This is a genomic window from Herbaspirillum aquaticum (assembly GCF_002213425.1).
GTDB lineage: Bacteria > Pseudomonadota > Gammaproteobacteria > Burkholderiales > Burkholderiaceae_D > Herbaspirillum > Herbaspirillum aquaticum.
The window spans coordinates 58,461-78,865 of sequence record NZ_NJGV01000029.1 but is presented as its reverse complement, the minus strand read 5'-3'; the positions used below and the strand labels follow the sequence as shown (position 1 = coordinate 78,865).

17 protein-coding genes are annotated in these 20,405 nt (G+C 63.1%); 5 read left to right on the top strand and 12 right to left on the bottom strand.

Annotated elements, in window-relative coordinates; genetic code table 11:
- Window positions 1-78: 78 nt before the first annotated feature.
- The 5 genes from phoU to pstS form a co-directional block, all read right to left on the bottom strand.
- On the bottom strand, window positions 79-789 hold the full coding sequence (gene phoU / locus CEJ45_RS22940; RefSeq protein WP_088757348.1) for a phosphate signaling complex protein PhoU: 711 nt from the start codon (window positions 787-789) through the stop codon (window positions 79-81).
- A gap of 179 nt (window positions 790-968) precedes the next feature.
- Window positions 969-1,769, bottom strand: coding sequence for a phosphate ABC transporter ATP-binding protein PstB (gene pstB, locus CEJ45_RS22935; RefSeq protein ID WP_088757347.1), 801 nt, complete (start codon window positions 1,767-1,769; stop codon window positions 969-971).
- 35 nt (window positions 1,770-1,804) lie between these two features.
- Entirely contained in the window at window positions 1,805-2,701 is an 897-nt protein-coding gene (pstA, locus tag CEJ45_RS22930) for a phosphate ABC transporter permease PstA (RefSeq protein ID WP_088757346.1), read from the bottom strand.
- Complete coding sequence (pstC, locus tag CEJ45_RS22925) at window positions 2,701-3,738, bottom strand: phosphate ABC transporter permease subunit PstC (RefSeq protein ID WP_370516288.1); 1,038 nt, start codon at window positions 3,736-3,738, stop codon at window positions 2,701-2,703. The genes pstA and pstC overlap by 1 nt, the downstream gene beginning before the upstream one ends.
- A 144-nt stretch (window positions 3,739-3,882) precedes the next feature.
- Entirely contained in the window at window positions 3,883-4,932 is a 1,050-nt protein-coding gene (pstS, locus tag CEJ45_RS22920) for a phosphate ABC transporter substrate-binding protein PstS (protein ID WP_088757344.1), read from the bottom strand.
- A 417-nt stretch (window positions 4,933-5,349) separates the two neighbouring features.
- Between pstS and ppk1 the strand changes: the two genes are divergently transcribed.
- Window positions 5,350-7,470 (top strand): polyphosphate kinase 1, encoded by a 2,121-nt coding sequence (gene ppk1, locus CEJ45_RS22915; protein ID WP_088757343.1) that lies wholly within the window; start codon window positions 5,350-5,352, stop codon window positions 7,468-7,470.
- Between the two features lie 41 nt (window positions 7,471-7,511).
- Window positions 7,512-7,991 (top strand): phosphohistidine phosphatase SixA, encoded by a 480-nt coding sequence (gene sixA, locus CEJ45_RS22910; protein ID WP_088757342.1) that lies wholly within the window; start codon window positions 7,512-7,514, stop codon window positions 7,989-7,991.
- A gap of 132 nt (window positions 7,992-8,123) precedes the next feature.
- Here the strand turns inward: sixA and CEJ45_RS22905 are convergent, their stop codons facing one another.
- On the bottom strand, window positions 8,124-9,863 hold the full coding sequence (locus CEJ45_RS22905; RefSeq protein ID WP_088757341.1) for a methyl-accepting chemotaxis protein: 1,740 nt from the start codon (window positions 9,861-9,863) through the stop codon (window positions 8,124-8,126).
- On the opposite strand from CEJ45_RS22905, the gene CEJ45_RS22900 reads away from it, so the two are divergent.
- Entirely contained in the window at window positions 9,853-10,107 is a 255-nt protein-coding gene (locus CEJ45_RS22900; RefSeq protein WP_141107043.1) for a hypothetical protein, read from the top strand. The genes CEJ45_RS22905 and CEJ45_RS22900 overlap by 11 nt on opposite strands.
- A 105-nt stretch (window positions 10,108-10,212) precedes the next feature.
- Here the strand turns inward: CEJ45_RS22900 and CEJ45_RS22895 are convergent, their stop codons facing one another.
- The 4 genes from CEJ45_RS22895 to CEJ45_RS22880 form a co-directional block, all read right to left on the bottom strand.
- Window positions 10,213-11,949 carry a methyl-accepting chemotaxis protein gene (locus CEJ45_RS22895; RefSeq protein WP_088757339.1) on the bottom strand — a complete coding sequence of 579 codons (1,737 nt, stop codon included), beginning with the start codon at window positions 11,947-11,949 and terminating at the stop codon, window positions 10,213-10,215.
- 404 nt (window positions 11,950-12,353) lie between these two features.
- Window positions 12,354-13,403 (bottom strand): glycosyltransferase family 4 protein, encoded by a 1,050-nt coding sequence (locus CEJ45_RS22890; protein WP_088757338.1) that lies wholly within the window; start codon window positions 13,401-13,403, stop codon window positions 12,354-12,356.
- Between the two features lie 50 nt (window positions 13,404-13,453).
- The gene (locus CEJ45_RS22885) at window positions 13,454-14,344 is read right to left on the bottom strand and encodes a UDP-2,3-diacylglucosamine diphosphatase (RefSeq protein WP_088757337.1); all 891 of its coding nucleotides are present in this window, start codon (window positions 14,342-14,344) and stop codon (window positions 13,454-13,456) included.
- Complete coding sequence (locus CEJ45_RS22880) at window positions 14,341-15,108, bottom strand: GNAT family N-acetyltransferase (RefSeq protein WP_008326596.1); 768 nt, start codon at window positions 15,106-15,108, stop codon at window positions 14,341-14,343. Before CEJ45_RS22880 ends, CEJ45_RS22885 begins: the two co-directional genes overlap by 4 nt.
- A 497-nt stretch (window positions 15,109-15,605) precedes the next feature.
- Here CEJ45_RS22880 and CEJ45_RS22875 point away from each other — a divergent pair, with 497 nt between their 5' ends.
- Both CEJ45_RS22875 and CEJ45_RS22870 read left to right on the top strand, forming a co-directional pair.
- Window positions 15,606-16,388 (top strand): 3-hydroxybutyrate dehydrogenase, encoded by a 783-nt coding sequence (locus CEJ45_RS22875; RefSeq protein WP_088757336.1) that lies wholly within the window; start codon window positions 15,606-15,608, stop codon window positions 16,386-16,388.
- A gap of 191 nt (window positions 16,389-16,579) precedes the next feature.
- The gene (locus CEJ45_RS22870) at window positions 16,580-17,344 is read left to right on the top strand and encodes a helix-turn-helix transcriptional regulator (RefSeq protein ID WP_088757335.1); all 765 of its coding nucleotides are present in this window, start codon (window positions 16,580-16,582) and stop codon (window positions 17,342-17,344) included.
- On the opposite strand, the gene CEJ45_RS22865 is transcribed toward CEJ45_RS22870, so the two are convergent.
- Both CEJ45_RS22865 and katG read right to left on the bottom strand, forming a co-directional pair.
- Window positions 17,332-17,910, bottom strand: a complete 579-nt coding sequence (locus CEJ45_RS22865) for a phosphonate degradation HD-domain oxygenase (RefSeq protein WP_088757334.1) — start codon at window positions 17,908-17,910, stop codon at window positions 17,332-17,334. The genes CEJ45_RS22870 and CEJ45_RS22865 overlap by 13 nt on opposite strands.
- Window positions 17,911-18,075: 165 nt before the next feature.
- Window positions 18,076-20,325 (bottom strand): catalase/peroxidase HPI, encoded by a 2,250-nt coding sequence (katG, locus tag CEJ45_RS22860; RefSeq protein WP_088757333.1) that lies wholly within the window; start codon window positions 20,323-20,325, stop codon window positions 18,076-18,078.
- Between the last annotated feature and the right edge of the window lie 80 nt (window positions 20,326-20,405).

Sequence of the window (20,405 nt, the reverse complement as noted above, 5' to 3'; positions counted from 1 at the left end):
AAGCAGTATCGCGGGTCTCCCCTCCGCAATCCGGTGCTGGCAGCGCTTCCCCCGCTGCCAGCACCGGTGCCGTCGTGCTTAGTCTTCTTCGTCCAGGGCGGACTTGGCCGAACCGAAATCGGTATGGCGGATGTCCTTGCCACCGACCACGTAGACCACGTATTCAGCGATGTTCTTGGCGTGGTCGCCGATGCGTTCGATGGCCTTGGCCACCCACAGGGTATCGATGGAACCGGAGATGGTGCGCGGGTCTTCCATCATGAAGGTGATGAGGCTGCGGGTGATGGAGCGGAAGCCGTGATCGATGCGCTCATCCTGCTTGATGAGTTCAGCGGCCTGCTGGTCGTCCAGGCGGGCGAAGGCGTCCAGGGCGCTGCGCAGCTGGTCCATGGCCTGCTCGGCGATCAGGCTTACGGTTTCGTAGTGCGAGACCAGGCCGATACCGCGCTTGTGCAGGTGGATGGCGGTACGGGCGATCTTGGTCGCCTCGTCGCCCACGCGTTCCAGGTCGGTGATGATCTTGATGGTTGCCATGACGGTACGCAGGTCATTGGCGGTCGGCTGGCGGCGCACGATCAGGTGGCTGCAGGCGTCGTCGAGTTCGACTTCGAGGCGGTTGACGGCTTCGTCGTCCTTCATCACGCGATGGGCGACATCGAGGTTGCCGTTGCGGAAGGCTGCAATCGCGTCCTGGAACTGGTGTTCCACCATGCCGCCCATGGCGAGCACCTTGGAGCGGATCTGCTCCAGATCCTGGTCATACTGTTTGGAGGAATGATCGCCGGTCATGTGACGTCCCTAAAAAGAATTTCTATAAATAATTTATACAGTGCAATGACTACGGTTCGGGGTGCGGCATGGGCGTAGCGAGCAATCCCGAGGTCTGCGGGAGAAGCGCAGCCGTACTGGGGTACGGCGAGCATCGCAGCGCAGAGATCGGGATGCGCAGTAGCCCAGGCCGTACCCTATTAGCCAAAGCGGCCGGTGATGTAGTCTTGGGTTTCCTTGCGCACCGGATTCATGAAGATCTGGTCGGTCTCGCCAAACTCCACCAGCTCACCCAGGTACATGTAAGCGGTGTAATCCGAGCAGCGCGCCGCCTGCTGCATGTTGTGGGTCACGATGGCGATGGTGTAGTCGTTCTTGAGCTCACCGATCAGCTCTTCCACCTTGGCCGTCGAAATCGGGTCCAGTGCCGACGTCGGTTCATCCAGCAGCAGCACTTCCGGCTTCACGGCCACGCCGCGTGCGATACACAGGCGTTGTTGCTGGCCGCCGGAGAGCGACAGGCCGCTCTTGTGCAGCTTGTCCTTGACTTCACCCCACAGGGCCGCCTTGTTCAAGGCCCATTCGACGCGCTCATCCATCTCGCCCTTGGGCAGGTTTTCATACAGGCGGATACCGAAGGCGATGTTGTCGTACACCGACATCGGGAACGGGGTCGGTTTCTGGAACACCATGCCGACCTTGGCGCGCAGCATGTTCAGGTCCTGGCCCGCTTCGAGGATGTTGTTGCCGGCATAGATGATCTTGCCCTCGGCGCGCTGGCCGGGGTACAGGTCATACATGCGGTTGAAGGTGCGCAGCAGCGTAGACTTGCCGCAGCCGGAGGGGCCGATGAAGGCGGTCACCTTGCCTTCGTAGATGTTCAGGTTGATGTTCTTCAAACCCTGGAATCCGCCGTAGTAGAAGTTCAGTTGCGAAACTTCCAGCGTGGCCTTCTGGGCCGCAGCGGCGTTGAGAGGTGCGGTCGAAGCGTGGCTTGCCATTTGATGAGCAGTAGTCATGTCGGTCACTTGGAGAATTAGCCGGGGATTTGTTGTTTGAACAGGGTGCGCGAGAGCACGTTGAGCAGCAGCACGCTGAAGGTGATCAGCAAGGCGCCGCCCCATGCCAGCGAGACCCAGTTGTCATACGGGCTCATGGCGAACTGGTTGATCACCACCGGCAGGTTGGCGATCGGACGGTTCATGTTGGTGCTGAAGAACTGGTTGTTCAGGGCGGTGAACAGCAGCGGAGCGGTCTCACCCGAGATACGCGCCACGGCCAGCAGCACACCGGTCACCACGCCCGCCTTGACGGCACGCAGGCGCACGATGATGGCCACCTTCCAGCGCGGCGCACCCAGGGCGAAGGCGGCTTCGCGCAGGCCGTTGGGCACCAGCTTCAACATGTTGTCGGTGGTACGCACCACCACCGGAATGGCGATGAGCGAAATGGCGAAGGTACCGGCCCAGCCCGAGAAGTGGTTCACGTTGGCCACGTAGATGGCGTAGATGAAGAGGCCAATGACGATCGACGGCGCCGACAGCATGATGTCGGTGACGAAGCGGGTGACCTGGGCCAGCTTGCTTTCCTCGCCGTATTCCGCCAGATAGACGCCGGCCAGGATGCCGATCGGGGTGCTGATGATGGTGCTGATACCGACCATCAGCAGCGAGCCGACGATGGGGTTCAGCAGGCCGCCGCCGGCATCGCCCGGACCAGGCGTGTTTTCGGTCAGCAGGCCCAGGTTGAGGGCTGCCACGCCCTTGAACACCAGGGTCAGCAGGATCCAGGCCAGCACGAACAGGCCCAGGCCCATGGCCAGGAAGGAGAACAGCATGCCCATGCGATGCTGCATCAGGCGACGGCGGTAGACGGGGTTCATGGCTTGCGCCTGGTCGGTGCTTTTCACACCGGCTTGTACGGTCTGGCTCATTATTTGGATCCTTCCTTGCGGGTCATGCCCATGAGCATGATCTTGGCGGCGGACAGAACGATGAAGGTGATGACGAACAGGATCAGGCCCAGGGCAAACAGCGAAGACACGTGCAGCTTGCTGGAGGCTTCGGCGATTTCATTGGCCAGGGTGGAGGCAATCGAGTTGCCGGCCGAGAACAGCGACCAGGACAGGCGGTGCGAGTTGCCGATCACGAAGGTGACCGCCATGGTCTCGCCCAGCGCACGGCCCAGGCCCAGCATCACGCCACCGACCACACCGGTCTTGGTATAGGGCAGCACCACCTTGCGCACCACTTCCCAGCGGGTGCAGCCGAGACCGTAGGCCGACTCCTTCAGCACTGCAGGGACGACTTCAAACACGTCGCGCATCACCGAGGAGATGAAGGGGATGATCATCACCGACAGGATCAGGCCGGCGGTCAGGATGCCGATGCCCATGGTCGGGCCGGAGAACAGCACGCCGATGCCGGGGATCTGGCCCAAGGTAGCCTTCAGGAAGGGCTGGCCATATTCGGAGAACAGCGGCGCGAACACGAACAGGCCCCACATGCCGTAGATGATGGAGGGCACGCCGGCCAGCAGTTCCACGCAGGTGCCCAGCGGGCGGCGCAGCTTGGCGGGGCAGATTTCGGTCAGGAACAGGGCAATGCCGAAGCTGACGGGGAAGGCGATCAGCAAGGCGATGATCGAGGTCGACAGCGTGCCGACGATGGCGATCATGGCGCCGAATTCGTTATTGGTCGGATCCCATTCGACGCGCGTGATGAAGCCCGGGCCAAAGGCCTGGAACGCCGGCGCGGCACCGATGATGAGGGAAACGATGATCCCGCCCAGCATCAGCAGCACGGACAGGGCGAAGATCAGGGTGATCTTGTGGAAAAAGAAATCCTGCAGACGCTGGTGGCGCATGACGACCATCAGCTTCTCGCGCGCCGCTTGCGCGCTTTCAGTCTCTGTCGGGGATTTTTTGACTTCGGTATTCGACATTGCCGTGGTGGAATAATTAGCGCTCATTTGAATTCACCATTAAAACGGGCCATCGCCGCGAATGCTCTGTGCTCCAGAGTTGCTCGTTCTCGCTGCGATGACCCGAATGCTCCGTAGGGGAGAGGCTGCTATGACCGGATGTTGATGGCATCCGGCCGGACTGGGCTTGGCTTACCAGAGCGCCTTGCCGCTGCTGTCCTTGACGTTGCTCTTCCAGGAATCTTCCACCAGCTTGGTGACCGAATCCGGCAGGGGCACGTAGTCCAGTTCAGCAGCAACCTTGCCGCCGTTCTTGTAGGCCCAGTCGAAGAACTTCAGGACTTCCTTGCCCTTGGCGCCATCGCCAGCCTGTTCCTTGTGCAGCAGGATGAAGGTGGCGCTGGAGATCGGCCACGATTCCTTGCCGGCGGCATCGGTGAAGTCAACAGCGAAGCCCGGGGTCTTGGCCCAGTCGCCAGCGGCGGTAGCGGCCTTGAAGGTGGAATCGTCCGGGGAGACGAAGTTGCCATCCTTGTTCTTCAGCTGGGTGTAGTTCAGCTTGTTCTTCTTGACGTAGGCGTACTCGACGTAGCCGATGGCGCCCTTGACCTTCTGCACGTTGGCGGCAACGCCTTCGTTACCCTTGCCACCCACGCCGGTGGGCCACTTCACGGCAGTACCAGCACCGATCTTGCTCTTGAAGTCAGCGTTGGCCTTGGACAGGTAGGAGGTGAAGACGTAGGAGGTGCCCGATGCGTCCGAACGGTAGACGACGGTGATGTCTTCATTGGGCAGCTTCACGCCCGGGTTCAGCGCGGTGATTTCAGCGGCGTTCCACTTGGTGATCTTGCCGGCGTAGATGTCGCCCAGCACCTGGCCCGACAGCTTGATCTGGCCGGGGGTCACGCCGTCCAGGTTGACCACGGGGACCACACCACCGACGACGGCGGGGAACTGGGTCAGGCCGGCTTCAGCCAGCTCGCTCTGCGGCAGCGGGGCGTCGGAGGCGCCGAAATCGACGGTCTTGGCCTTGATCTGCTTGATACCACCGCCCGAACCGATGGATTGGTAGTTCAGGCTGTTGCCGGTGGCGGCCTTGTACAGCTCAGCCCACTTGGCGTAGACCGGGTACGGGAAGGAGGCGCCAGCGCCGGTGATTTCTGCTGCATGCGCGGCACCGCTGAAAGCGAAAGCGCCAGCCACTGCGATTGCAACAGACTTGATCAGATGGTTAAAACCCATTTCTGCTACTCCTATGATTTTGAAGAGAGGACGGTCACCGAGAAACATCACATCGGGAGGGATGACTTTCGAGACAGGGCGAACTTTAACCAGCTAATGTGACGAGTTTATGACCCGAACTTGTCATCCAGTCCAGATTGCACAGGCCCCTGCGCCGCGTTGCAGCAGACCCTCAACAGCGCGCCCGAACCGCCCGAAAAGCCGCATGCCACGCGCAGTGCGGCTTTCCTGACAATTTGATGTCACGGTCCGCGCAGGCCAATGCAAAGGGTTGCCTCGCGACAAATATGATTTTGTCATCATATAAAGATGGATTTATACTGATCCAAATGTGACAAGGCCGCCAAGGTGTTGTCATAAACTCGTCATACCTCCTAAATACACTGCCCGCTCAAAGTGGATGGACAGGGACCATTGATGACCAGAAAAGCAAAGCCGGAGAGCAGTACCCAACCTGAACTTCCCGCTAGTACGATTTACCTCAACCGTGAACTGTCGCAACTGGCCTTCAACCGCCGTGTGCTGGCCCAGGCCGAAGACGACAGCGTGCCGCTGCTGGAGCGCCTGCGCTATTTGTGCATTTGCAGCAGCAATCTCGATGAATTCTTTGAAGTGCGTATCGCCAGCCTGCTGGCCAACCGCATCGAGGGCGAGAACATCGATCCGCCCGAGCTGCGCGCCGCGCTCGAGCGCACCAGCGCCGAATGCCACCGCATCGTCACGCGCCAATATGAACTCCTGAACGAAGAGATCCTGCCGCAGCTGGCCGCCAACGGCATCCACCTGCTGCGCCATGACGACCGCAACGAAGCCCAGCGCGCCTGGGTGAAGCAATATTTCGAGCAGCACGTGCGCCCGCTCTTGACGCCCATCGGGCTGGACCCGGCCCACCCCTTCCCGCAGGTGCACAACAAGAGCCTCAATTTCATCATCGAGCTCTCCGGCAAGGATGCCTTCGGACGCGGTACGGCCATCGTCATCGTCAAGGCGCCACGCGTACTGCCGCGCGTGATCAAGCTGCCGGACCACCTGTCGGCCAAGGGCCAGTCCTCGTTCTGCCTGCTCTCTTCGGTGATCCATGCGCATATCGCGGACCTGTTCCCGGGCCGCGATATCACCGCCTATTCGCAATTCCGCGTCACCCGCAACAGCGACCTGTGGGTCGATGAAGAAGAGGTCAAGAACCTGCGCCAGGCGCTGGAGACCGAATTGCAAAGCCGCCAGTTCGGTGTGGCGGTGCGCCTGGAAGTGGCGGCCAATTGCCCGGAACACCTGGCGCAGTTCCTGCTGAACCAGTTCAACATCGAGCGCAATCGTCTCTACGCCGTGCAGGGTCCTGTGAACATGGTGCGCCTGGGCGAGATCGTGAACCTGGTGAACCAGCCCGAGTTGCGCTTCCCGCCCTTCTCGCCCACGCTGCCCCCGCAGCTGGCCAATGAAAACATCTTCGCCGCGCTGGACAGGAAGGACGTGCTGCTGCACCACCCCTTCCAGTCCTTCCAGCCGGTGGTCGATTTCATCCGCACCGCCGCCCATGATCCGCGCGTGCTGGCCATCAAGCAGACCATCTACCGCACCGGCATGAACTCGGACCTGATGGAGGCCCTGATCTACGCCGCCCAGCACGGCAAGGAAGTGACAGTGATCGTGGAGCTGATGGCGCGCTTCGACGAAGAGGCCAACATCAACTGGGCGGTCAAGCTGGAGCAGGCCGGTGCGCAGGTGGTCTACGGCGTGGTCGGCCTGAAGACGCACGCCAAGCTGGCCCTGGTGATCCGCCGTGACGACGACCAGAACCTGCGCTTCTATGCGCACCTGGGCACCGGCAACTACCACCCCAATACCACCAAGTTCTATACCGACTTTGGTCTCTTGACCTCCAACCAGGAGCTGACCGCCGAAGTCAACGAGGTCTTCATCCACCTCACCAGCCTGACCAAGCCGCGCAATCTCACGCACCTGTGGCTGGCGCCCTTCTCGCTGCAGAAGGAAATCATCCGCGCCATCCGCAACGAGGGACAGATTGCCCGCGAGGGACGACCGGCACGCATCATCGCCAAGATGAATGCGCTGCTGGATGAGTCGGTGATCCGCGCGCTCTATGCGGCTTCAGCCGACGGCGTCAAGATCGACCTGATCGTGCGCGGTGCCTGCGCGCTGCGGCCCGGCGTACCGGGGCTGTCGGAGAACATCAAGGTGCGCTCCATCATCGGCCGCTACCTGGAACACTCGCGCATCTATTACTTCCGCAACGACCTGAAGCACGACGTCTACCTGGCCAGCGCCGACTGGATGAACCGCAACCTGTTCCGCCGCATCGAGGTCGCCTTCCCGGTGCTGGACAAGACGCTCAAGAAGCGCGTGATGACCGAGGGATTGAATCCCTACCTGAAGGACAACACCAACGCCTGGCACCTCGACGTCAACGGCGTCTACACCCTCAAGAAGGCGCGCAACAAGCAGCAGTGCTTCAACGCCCAGCAACACCTGATGACCACCCTGGGCATTCCGGCCACGCCGCCGGAAGAACCGGTGTAACGCCGCGCATGGCGGCCTGCTGATTTCCTCAAGGAGCTGAGATGGACCTGATTCTGTGGCGTCACGCCGAGGCCGAACTGGGCGAACCTGACGAAGGCCGCGCGCTGACCCCGAAGGGGCACAAGCAGGCGGCGAAGATGGCGGAATGGCTGGACCGCAACCTGCCCGAAAGCTGCCGCATCCTGGTCAGTCCGGCCACCCGCACGCTGCAGACGGTGGAAGCCTTGAAGCGCAAATACAAGGTGGTGGCCGACCTGGCGCCCAACATGAGTGCCGATGACCTGCTGCGTGCGGCCAACTGGCCCGACAGCCGCGAACCGGTATTGATCGTGGGCCACCAGCCCACGCTAGGGCAGGTTGCGGCCCGGCTGATCTCGGGACAACCTCAGGAATGGTCGCTGCGCAAGGGCAACGTCTGGTGGATCGCCCAGCGCGAGCGGGGCGACGTGACCACCAATTACCTCAAGGCCGTGGTCGCCCCGGAGTTGCTCAACGGCCCGGCCAAGCATCCGTCACGCTGAAAACCCGCGCGCAATGGGCGGGGCGCTCCTCCCGAAGCCGGATGTGAAGAAAAAAATCGCCGCACCCTGCACAAGCGGGCTGCGGCGATTCTTCATGGGAGCGCCTGAAGTTTCAGGCAAAAAAACGGACGATCAGAACGTCTCCCAGTCACCGTCATCGCTACTGGCAGGCTGGCGCGAGGCCGGCTTGGCTGCGGACGTAGCCGCCGGCAAGGCGGGACGCTTCAGGACCGGTGCGGCCTTGGGCGCCGCCGCCTTGAGCGGCGCGGCTACCGGCTTGGCAACGGGCTGCACCACCTCGACCGGAGCCCGCACGGCCACAGCCTCGCCCTGCCCCACACGGAAGATCGCCACTTCCTGCATCAACGCCTGGGCTTGCTGCTCCAGCGACTTGGCGGCGGCACTGGCCTGCTCCACCAGGGCGGCATTCTGCTGGGTGGCTTCATCCATCTGCGTCACCGCGCGCGAGACCTGGTCGATGCCGGCGCTCTGCTCGTTGGAAGCCGCCGAGATCTCGCTCATGATGTCGGTGACGCGCTGCACGGCCTGGATCACGTCATTCATGGTGTCGCCGGCCTGGCCGACCAGTTGGGAACCGGCCTGCACGCGGTCGACCGAATGCATGATCAGTTCCTTGATTTCCTTGGCAGCACTGGAAGAACGCTGCGCCAGCGCGCGCACTTCGGTGGCCACCACGGCAAAGCCTCGGCCCTGCTCACCGGCACGGGCCGCTTCCACCGCAGCATTGAGGGCCAGGATGTTGGTCTGGAAGGCGATGCCATCGATGATGCTGACGATGTCGGTGATGCGCGCCGAGCTCTCGCGGATCTCTTCCATGGTCTGCACCACGCGGCCGACCACGGCATTGCCGTCGGCGGCGATGGTGGAGGCATTGACGGCCAGCGTCGTGGCCTGGCGGGCGTTGTCGGCGTTGTGCTTCACGGTGCCGGTCAGTTCTTCCATGCTGGAGGCGGTTTCTTCCAGCGAGGCGGCCTGCTGCTCGGTGCGCGCCGACAGGTCCAGGTTGCCCGAAGCGATCTCGCGCGTGGCCGTGGCAATGGCATCGCTGCCGCCACGCACGGCACGTACGGTGCGAGAGAGGCTCTCCTGCATGCGTGCCAGGCCCTGCAGCAACTGGCCCATTTCATTCTTCGAATGCACGTGGACCGGCTGGGTCAGGTCGCCATTGGCAATGGCATCGAAGTGGCGCAGGGCGCGCTGCATCGGCTCGCCGATGGCACGGCGCAGTGACCACCAGCTGAAGAAGGCCAGCAGCAGGCCGCCGATGACGGCCGCGATGGAAAACATGCGTGAGGCCTCGAACCGGGCCATGTTCGCTTCCACACTGGCGGCGGCCTGCTCGGTCTCATACTTGCTCAGGGCCTGGCCATCCAGTTGCATGGCGGTGTAGATGGTGCCGACCTTGCGCGCCTGGTCGGCGATGGCCTGGCGGTCCCCGCCCTTGATCACCTCGGCGAAGCGGGCCAGTTCCTGCTCGGTCTTGTCGATGCCTTCGGAGACTTTCTTGACCAGCACCCGGCCGTCGTCGGTCTGGGGCAGCGCGGTGTACTTGCCCCACCATTGCAGGGCTTCCTTGCGGGCGTTGGCGTCCATGCCCATCATGCGCTCGGCCCAGGCCGGGTCATTGGTCATGGCGGCCTGGTCCAGCGAGGTACGCTGGCGGCCGATCCAGATCAGGGTATTGTCGGCGGCGACCGTCTTGGGAATGCGCTCTTCGGAGAGCTGGCGGTTGATACTCACGGCGGCCGACATGCCCAACAGGCCCGACAGGCCGAGCGCAAGCAGCAGGAGGGACAGGACAAGGACGGCAACGGCGAGTTGCGCCTTGATCGAAAGGTTCTTGATGGACATGGACTGGTTCCGGTGGATGAAGGGAAAGTACCGCAAGGTGATCCCCGGGGCCGCCTTCTTCGTGCAGTCGGCATGGGCGTCGTCGAGCCTGTGTGGCCGCTTCCGTGACGCCGCGCTCTTCCCCCCGGTTGAGCAGGCGACCGCCCTCCCCTTGCAGGAACGGTCTGTCTGCCGCATTGATATAGCTTTACGGCAACTTCGCAATTATCTTGAATTCTCACGGAACGTGCTTGCTCTGCCTTGAAAAAAAAACGCCGCCACCCTGCCAGGTGGCGGCGCTTGCGCGTTGACTTGATTTTTAGTTAACTATCTATTCATTGAAATCACAGGGTCGCTTCAGTACCCGCCATCAGAATTCCTCGAAATCATCATCCCGTGCCGCGGCTGCCGGCTTGCGGTTGGCAGGTGTACCCGCTGCCGGCAGGCTGGCCACCGGCCGGCTCTTGACCACGCTCACGGCCGGTGGTGCGTTGACGGTGCGCGCCGGCTGCACGCTGCCCATCACCGGCGCAGGATGCGGCATGCCCGCTTGCCCCGCACGCGCAGTCTTGAGCTTGAACACCGCCACTGCGCGGGCCAGGACATCGGACTGCTCCTGCAGGCTTTCGGCGGCGGCCGCAGCCTGCTCGACCAGGGCCGCATTCTGCTGGGTGATCTCGTCGATCTGGGCGATGGCATTGTTGACCTCGGCGATGCCGGCACTCTGCTCCTGGCTGGCGGCCGTGATCTCGCCCATGATGTCGGCCACGTGCTTGACCGAGCTGACGATCTCGCTCATGGTCGCACCGGCTTCATCGACCAGCTTGCCGCCGGCATCGACCTTGTCCACCGAGTCGCTGATGAGTTCCTTGATTTCCTTGGCGGCGGCCGCGCTGCGCTGGGCCAGCGCGCGCACTTCCGAGGCAACGACCGCAAACCCGCGGCCCTGCTCGCCGGCACGGGCCGCTTCCACGGCGGCGTTCAGAGCCAGGATATTGGTCTGGAAGGCGATGCCATCGATGACGCCGATAATGTCGACGATCTTGCCCGAGCTTTCCTTGATCGAGCCCATGGTCGCCACGACGTCGCCCACCACGCGTCCGCCCTTGGTGGCGTAGTCCGAGGCCGACAGCACCAGCTGGTTGGCCTGCTGCGCGTTGGCGGCGTTCTGCTGCACGGTGGAGGTGAGCTGCTCCATGGAGCTGGCGGTTTCTTCCAGGCTGGAGGCTTGCGATTCGGTGCGGTTGGACAGATCCACGTTGCCGCGAGCGATTTCATGCGAGGCCACCGCGATGACGGCGGCGCTTTCCTTGACCTCGTTGAGCGTGGCGGCCAGGTTGCCCTGCATGGCATCGAGGGCGTTGACCAGGTGGGCGGCTTCATCGCGGCCCTGGTCGTGGAAGTCGTGGGTCAGGTCGCCACGGGAAATCGTTTCCGCGATATGGCCGGCGCGCTTGAGCGGATTGACGATGGAGCGCGTGATGACGAAGGTGAAGAAGAAGCCCAGCCCGAGCGTGAGCGCGCCCATGGCCAGCATGCCGACCTGGGCCTTGCGGTAGCTGTCCTTGGCGTCGGCATGGGCTTGTTTCATGTCGTCCTGCTGGAAGGTGGCCAGCGCGGCCACGCTGGCCATCCACTTGTCGTGCGCGGGCAGGAAGTCGCTCTTCAACTGCTGGGCGGCATCGAAGTAATTGTTGCTGACCACCTGCTGGCGAATCTGCTCCACCAGCGGGAACAGCTTCTTGCTCTCGCCGCTGGTGGCCTCCAGCAACTGCTTGCCCTGGCCCTCCGAGGAGAGCTCGGTGATCTGCTTTTCAAATCCGGCGTAGGCCTTCAGGATCTGGCCCAGGTGCGCGTCCTCGGCCTTGCCTTCGGCGGCATCGGTAGGCGTAACCACCTTGCGCAGGGCCAGCGCCAGCTGGCTGCCGGCTTCGCGCATGTTCATGGCGGCCGTCATGGCGGTGACCTTCTTCTCGATCACGTATTCACTGCTGGCCTCCAGCTCGGCCATGCGCCACAGGCCGATGAGCAGGATGGCGGTGGCCAGCAGCAGGATGAGGCAGAAGCCGAAAGCCAGGCGGCTGCCGATCTTGAGATGTTGAATCATGGATGTTCTCTTCCTTGTAACGCGCACTACGACTTTGATGCGGATGCCGACACCGGCGAGGGCCACGGTGCGTCGTCCGTTTTGCTTTGCTGTTCTTGCGCTCGCGGGTGAGCATGATTCATGCCTGCTCCGCGCCAGGCCTTTGCCAAAGTGCGTGGGGCGGACCTGTCAGGCCGGCACTGACGGGCTGTGATGCGCGACATGGGCGTCTCTGTTAGCGTTTTGTTATGGGCGCTGCGCCATGCGACTAGCCAATTGCGACGTCAGCGCACGCGGGCGTGGCGCATCTTAGAAGAGGCGCGAGCGCGCATGCCAATGCTTTGTCGGCATGCGGCCCTGTTCCTCTTGCATAGTTATCAAAAAATGAAGAAAAGGGACGGCTGCGCACGGCAGACGTCGCCAACTCAGCGGGACTCGCGTACCGGCTTGATGGCACCGGCCTTGCCAGGCGCGCTGCGATGCGCCAGGTGCAGGTGCTGCAGGAACTGCTGGGTCGCAGATTCCCAGGAGCGGGTGGCGGCGTGGGCACGCACGGCTTCCTGGTCCAGCTTCAGGGCTTGCAGGCAGGCCTGCTGGAGGTCGTGGCGCAGCACGCCGGAGACGCCGTTGTCGACCACATCGATGGGGCCCTCGACCGGATAAGCGGCCACCGGGATGCCGCAGGCCATGGCTTCGAGCAGCACCAGGCCGAAGGTATCGGTCTTGCTGGGGAAGACGAAGACATCGGCGCAGTTGTAATAGGCCGGCAGTTCGTCATGGCCCTTGGCGCCCAAGAACCGTACTTGGGGATAGCGGGCACTCAGGTCTTCGAGCTGCGGGCCATCGCCGACCACCCACTTGGTGCCAGGGAGGTCCAGTTTGAGGAAGGCTTCGATGTTCTTTTCCACGGCCACGCGGCCCACGTAGAGGAACAGTGGCCGCTCGATGCAGGCGTGGTCTTCCACCGCCGGACGGAAATGATTGGTATCGACGCCCCGCCCCCACAGGACGACATTGCGGAAGCCCTCTTCTTCCAGCGCCGACTTCATCGCCGGGGTGGGCACCATGATGGCTTCGGAGCGGCCATGGAACCAGCGCAGCAGGAGATAGGTGATCGCCTTGGGCAGCAGCTTGCGCGCAGCCAGGTATTCCGGGAAGCGGGTGTGATAGGCCGTGGTAAAACTGAGCTTGTGGCGCACGCAATAACGGCGCGCTGCCAGCCCCATCGGTCCTTCGGTGGCGATGTGGATGCAGTCGGGCTGGAAGGATTCGAGCGTGGCCGCGATGCGGGCATAAGGCTTGTAGGCCAGGCGGATTTCAGGATAGGTCGGACAGGCGAAGGTGCGGAAGTCGCGCGGCGACAGCAGCAGCACTTCGTGGCCGAGACCGCGCAGGCAACGCACGGTAGAGCGCAAGGTGTTGACGACGCCGTTGACTTGCGGCTCTCCGGCGTCGCTGATGATGGCAATGCGCATAAACTATATAAACAATATAAACGATATGTAGCGCGATGAACTTGCCACCCTCAGGCGGTGGCGAGTTCCCGGGCAGCCTGGCGCGCTTCCTTGCCGGCGCGTTTGAGCTGCATGATTTCCTGCCAGGTCACCAGGCGCAGTTCACCATTCGGATCTTCCACCAGTGCCGAGAGGCTCTCGACCCAGTCGCCGTCGTTGCAGTAGACGACACCACCGATGTCGCGGATCTCGGGCTTGTGGATGTGGCCGCAGATGACGCCATCCAGTCCCTTCTTCTTGGCTTCTTCAGCGAGTGCATCTTCGAAGGAGGTGATGTAGTTCACCGCATTCTTGACCTTGGACTTGAGGTACTGCGAGAGCGACCAGTACGGCAGCCCGGCACGGGCACGCCAGCTGTTGAACCACTGGTTGAACTTGAGGATCATGGTGTAGAGGCTGTCGCCCACGTAGGCGAGCCACTTGGCGCAGGCGATGACGCCATCGAAACGGTCGCCGTGCAGCACCAGCATGCGCTTGCCCTCTGCAGTCACATGCACCAGTTCGTCGCGGATCTTGATGCCGCCGAAATCGAGGTCGATGAACTGGCGGATCACTTCATCGTGGTTGCCGGGGACGAAGATGACGTTGGTGCCCTTCTTGGCTTTCTTGAGGACGGTCTGCACCACGTTGTTGTGGGACTGGTCCCAGTACCAGCGGCGCTTGAGTTGCCAGCCATCGATGATGTCGCCCACGAGATAGAGCGTCTCGGATTCGGTGGCGCGCAGGAACTCCAGCAGGCGCTCGGCCTGGCAGCCGGTGGTCCCCAGGTGGATGTCGGAAATCCAGATGGTGCGGAAGCGCAGCGGTTCGCGCTTGGCTTCCTCGTCACCGGCATCGTGGTCGGGACCCAGGTCGGCGAACAGCCCCTGGGCTTTTTCCATGAACTGTTCGCGTGGCTTCATGCGGTCCTCGAATCCTTGAGGTAGTGGCGGGCGTAGCGGCTGTCGAGCTTGGAGAGCGGCAGCAGCAGGAAGAAATCGGCCGAGTGGAAATCAGGATCCCAGGCCGGTTCGCCGCACACCCAGGCACCGCTGCGCAGGTAGCCGCGCAGCAGCGGCGGGATCTGCGGCTCGACGCCGGCCTGGCGGTCTTCCAGCGGGAAGGGCAGCAGCGGCGTGACGCGGTAGTCCGGCGGCGCCAGGTTCTTTTCGCGGAAGGCGTGATACAGCGCGGCGGCGTTGTGGCCACCATCGGCCAGGCTCACGCTGGCGCAGCCCATCAGGTATTCGCAGCGTTCCTTGCGCATGTAGGCGGCCAGGCCAGCCCACAGCATCATGATGACGCCGCCGCTGCGGTAGTCCGGGTGGATGCAGGCGCGGCCGGCTTCGGCGATGACACCACGGATGTTGTCCAGGCGCGAGAGGTCGAATTCCTGTTCCGAGTAGAACTTGCCCATGCGGCGTGCACCGTGCGGACTGAGCACGCGATAGGTGCCGACCACCGAGAGGGTCTTGCTGTCGCGCACGATCAGGTGATCGCAGTAGTCGTCGAACTCATCCTTGTCCAGGCCTTCCGGGTTGGCCAGGGCCGACAGGTTCATCGCTTCGATGAACACCTTGTAGCGCAGGCGCTGCACTTCGCGCACTTCTTCCGGGGTGCTGGCCAGGCTCAGGTTGAGCTTGGCAAAACTCGGATTGGCATCGGCAGGAATGGTAAGCAGTCTCATGCATTGTCCTTTGTGGTGATGTTGAAGGGGACCGTGGAAAACATCTGCCAGGTCAACCAAACAACATAAGCGACCTCGCCTGACATGCTTCCTGCATCCCCTTCAGAATTGCGGCTGTCTCAAATGAAATCGAAGAATGGATCGATGGTTTTCGAGAAACAGCCGATGTCCCCGGGATAACGCTGCACAGACTAACCAGCGAATGTTTCACGCACATGACCTCTGCAAGCGTTTTGGCAGTGCAGCAACAACCGGCTGCCCAGCGTTACAATGGCATGACAAAGCGGCGCCAGGAGACCTCCCATCGAGGAGCAGGCACACGCGCGAGGGCAAGGAAAACGGGTGCAAGGGCGAGATCGGCACCCGTGGAATCTTTCGATGCTCAGTTCATCGAAACCAGGGATAGCTGGCCGCCATGCTGGCCGAGCGCAATTGCGCCGGTGGCATTGGCGGCCTGGCTTTGCAATGTCCGTCAACTCGAAACATAAAGGAAGATCATGCTACTCAAGGATAAAGTCGCTCTCATCACCGGTTCGGCCAGCGGCATCGGCAAGGAAATCGCGGTCGAATATGCAAAGCAGGGTGCCAAGGTCGTCATCGCCGACCTGGCCCTGGAAGCGGCCAAGGCCACGGCCGAAGAGATCGTCAAGAATGGCGGCACCGCCATGGCGGTGGCCATGAACGTCACCGATGAAACCCAGGTCGACAAGGGCGTGGCCGATGCCGTGAACACCTACGGCGGACTGGACATCATGATCAGCAATGCCGGCATCCAGATCATCAGTTCGGTCACCGAGCTGTCGCTGGAGAACTGGCGCAAGATGCTGGCGATCCACCTCGACGGCGCCTTCCTGACCACCCGCGCGGCGATGAAGGCCATGATCAAGCAAGGCCGTGGCGGCTCCATCATCTACATGGGTTCGGTCCACTCGCACCAGGCCTCGGCGCTCAAGTCGCCCTATGTCACCGCCAAGCATGGCCTGCTGGGGCTGGCCAAGACCGTGGCCAAGGAAGGCGCCAAGGACAAGATCCGCACCAACGTCATCTGTCCCGGCTTCGTGCGCACGCCGCTGGTGGAAAAGCAGATCCCCGAGCAGGCCAAGGAATTCGGCATCAGCGAAGAGGACGTCATCAAGAAGATCATGTTGAAGGACACCGTGGACGGTGAATTCACCACCACCCAGGACGTGGCCCAGACTGCCGTCTTCCTGGCGGCCTTCCCGACCAACGCGCTGACCGGCCAGTCCGTCGTGGTCAGCCATGGCTGGCATATGCAGTAAGCTTCACCCGCATCCAGGCCTCTCCCGAAGCCGCCGTGGCGCAAGCCCGGCGGCTTTGTCTTGGCTGCCGGCAACACTGATGTTTTGCAAGACGCTTCAGGTCATGCGGATGTCGTGTGAAGGGATCGCGCTTGCGGCCGTCACAGCGAAGTCCGCTATCATGGCGGGGTTGCCTCACCTCCCTGCGCGCCATGATCCCATCCTCGCTACCGCATCCCGACACTGCCCCGCCCATGGCGCAGTTGCACCTGCGCAGCTATCGCGAGGAGTCATTGGCGCACCGGCATGATTTCCCGCAGCTGGTACTGCCGCTGGCAGGCCATCTGGCGATGGACATCGCCGGCCGCGAAGGCCTGGCCGATACCGCCACGGCAGCCTTCGTCGAACCCGGTGCGCGGCACGCCACGCGCGCCGGCGGCGAGAATCGTTCGCTGGTGGTGGACCTGGCCCCCGATGCGGTCGGCAGCCTGCAACTGGAGGCGCTGGCGCAGCGGCCATTTTTGCCCTTGTCAGGCGCCGCCGGCAAACTGGTGGAATTCATGGCGCTGGCACTGAGCGACACCCGCCCCGCCGGCAAAACGCTACAGCATTGGATTCCCCTGCTGCTGGACACACTCACGCAGCAGCCGCAGGCGCTGTCGCGTCTGCGCCTGATGCTGGCGCGGGTGGAGGCGCGCGCCGACCATCCCTGGACGGTGGCGCAGATGGCGCAACTGGCAGCGATCTCCCCCAGCCGGCTACATGAATGGTTTCGCGCCGAACTGGACACGTCGCCGCGCGCCTGGCTGGCCGAAGTCCGCGTGGCCCGGGCCTGCCAGCTGCTGCGCACGAGCAGCCTGCCGCTGGCGCAGATTGCCCAGCGTTGTGGCTATGGCGACCAGAGTGCACTCACGCACGCGCTGCGCAAGTTGCGCGGCACCACCCCAGCGGCGTATCGGAAGACTTACCTGGCCTGAGCACGGCCGGACTTGCCTGGCTGCAGCAGGCACTGGCTGAAGTAGCCGGCATAGTGCGCATAATCGGGCGTGGGCAAACCCGCCATCTTGGCGCGATCATCCCAGCGCCGCAACCTGACCGCCTCCTCTGCATAGGGCCGGTCAATGAACGCCGCAGCCTGTTCCACATCGAAGATCCCGCCCTGCAATTGCAGGCTGCGCACCGAATCGGCGGAGAGCTGGGCGAAGTAATCCGGATCGGTGGCGCACAGGTAGCGCTTGGCATCCACATGCAGGGCGATCGGGGCCAGCACGGCTTCATCGAACACACCCCGCAGGAAAGGCAGCACGCGGTACTGGTGCAGGTCATCGATGCCGGCCAGCGTCGGGGTCTGGCCCAGATCTTCCAGCAGATGCCCGAGGTCGTGCAGCAGGCTGGCCACGATCAGGCTGGGCGCTGCGCCCTCCTGCTCGGCCAGCAGCGCCGATTGCAGCGCGTGTTCCAGTTGCGTGACCGGCTCGCCGGCATATTGGGTGTGGCCGTGCCGTGTGAACAGCAGGGCAATGTCATCCAGGCTCAGTGCCATCGTGCGCCTCGCAGGTGAAGAAAAAGACCGAACGCCACTATAGCCCCTGCGCCGACGTACTCCGTGACATCTCCATGACATGCGCGCACGCAAAGAAAAACGGCGAGCCTTGCGGCCCGCCGTCGTTCATCGCTTCACTGCCTGACTGCGTTGCTGCTTTGCTGCTTACTTCTTCAGGTCATAGCGATCCAGGTCCATCACCTTGACCCAGGCGGCCACGAAGTCCTTGACGAACTTTTCCTTGGCGTCCGAGCTGGCATAGACTTCGGCCAGGGCGCGCAGCACGGCGTTGGAGCCGAACACCAGGTCCACGCGCGTGCCGGTCCACTTGACGGCACCGCTCTTGCGGTCACGGCCTTCGAACTCTTCCTGGGCGGGCGACGTGGATTTCCACTCGGTCCCCATGTCCAGCAGGTTGACGAAGAAGTCATTGGAGAGCACACCGACCTTGGACGTGAACACACCCTTGGTGCTGCCACCGACCGTGTTGCCCAGCACGCGCAGGCCACCGATCAAGACCGTCATTTCCGGCGCGGTCAGGGTCAGCTGCTGGGCCTTGTCGATGAGCATGTCTTCGGCACGCACTGCATAACGCTGCTTCTGGAAGTTGCGGAAACCATCGACGACGGGTTCCAGCGGTTCGAAGGAAGCGACGTCGGTCTGCGCCTGCGACGCGTCCACACGACCTGCGCTGAAGGGCACAGTGACCGCGACGCCGGCATCCTTGGCCGCCTTTTCAACGGCTGCGCTACCGGCCAGCACGATCAGGTCAGCCAGCGATACCTTCTTGGCACCTTGGTTGAACTCGGCCTGGATGCCTTCCAGCGCCTTCAATACCTTGGCCAGCTGGGCCGGCTGGTTGGCAGCCCAATCCTTCTGCGGCGCCAGGCGGATGCGTGCACCGTTGGCACCGCCGCGCTTGTCGCCACCACGGAAGGTGGAGGCCGAGGCCCAGGCGGTCGAGACCAGCTCGCTCACCGACAGGCCCGAGGCCAGGATCTTGCTCTTCAAGACGCTCACATCGGCGGCATCAATCGGCGCACCCTCTGCCTTGGGCAGCGGGTCTTGCCAGATCAGTTCTTCGGCCGGCACTTCCGGACCGAGGTAGCGCGCACGCGGGCCGAGGTCGCGGTGGGTCAGCTTGAACCAGGCGCGGGCGAAGGCGTCGGCGAACTGGTCGGGGTTTTCCAGGAAGCGGCGCGAGATTTTTTCATAGGCCGGATCGAAGCGCAGCGACAAGTCCGTGGTCAGCATGGTCGGACGCAGCGGTGCGCCACCATGGGCGTGCGGGATCACCGCATCGGCACCCTTGGCCACCCACTGGTGGGCGCCGGCCGGGCTCTTGGTCAGTTCCCATTCATAGTTGAACAGGTTCTCGAAGAAGTAATTGCTCCACTGGGCCGGGGTCTGGGTCCAGGTCACTTCCAGGCCGGAACTGATGGTGTCGCCACCGGCGCCGCTGCCGAAGCTGCTCTTCCAGCCCAGGCCCTGGCTTTCCAGGTCGCCGCCTTCCGGCTCACGGCCCACGTGCTTGGCGTCGCCCGCACCGTGGGTCTTGCCGAAGGTGTGGCCGCCGGCGATCAGGGCCACGGTTTCTTCATCGTCCATCGCCATGCGGGCGAAGGTTTCGCGGATGTCATGGGCGGCTGCGACCGGGTCGGGGTTGCCTTCCGGACCTTCCGGGTTCACGTAGATCAGGCCCATCTGGACGGCGGCCAGCGGGTTTTCCAGGTTGCGGCCGGTGGGGGCGGTACGGCTCTGCTCGTTGCCGTGACGGTCGGCGTCGGCCGTGATCTCGCCATGGCTGGCACCGGCTTTGCCCTTGCCGTAGCGATCATCGCCGCCCAGCCAGGTGGTTTCCGTGCCCCAGTACACGTCCAGGTCCGGTTCCCATACGTCCTGGCGGCCACCGGCGAAGCCGAAGGTCTTGAAGCCCATGGTTTCCAGCGCGACGTTGCCGGTCAGGATCAGCAGGTCGGCCCAGGAAATCTTGTTGCCGTACTTCTGCTTGACCGGCCACAGCAGGCGGCGGGCCTTGTCCAGGTTGACGTTGTCGGGCCAGCTGTTCAAGGGCGCGAAGCGCTGCTGGCCACGGCCTGCACCGCCACGGCCGTCGCCAATGCGATAGGTGCCGGCGCTGTGCCAGGCCATGCGGATGAACAGCGGACCATAGTGGCCGAAGTCGGCCGGCCACCAGTCCTGCGAATCGGTCATCACCTTGGCCAGGTCGGCCTTGACGGCAGCCAGGTCGAGGCTCTTGAAGGCTTCTGCGTAATCGAAATCCTCACCCATGGGGTTGGACTTGGAAGAATGCTGGGCCAGCAGGTCCAGACGGAGCTGCTTGGGCCACCAGTCGCGGTTGCTGGTGCCGCCGCCGGCGGTATGGTTGAAGGGGCACTTGGCTTCATTCGACATTGCGTTCTCTCCTGTTGATCGACCCGATGGTCATGATGCCCGGACCGGGGGACGGGCATCCTTTGGCCACCCCCAGACTG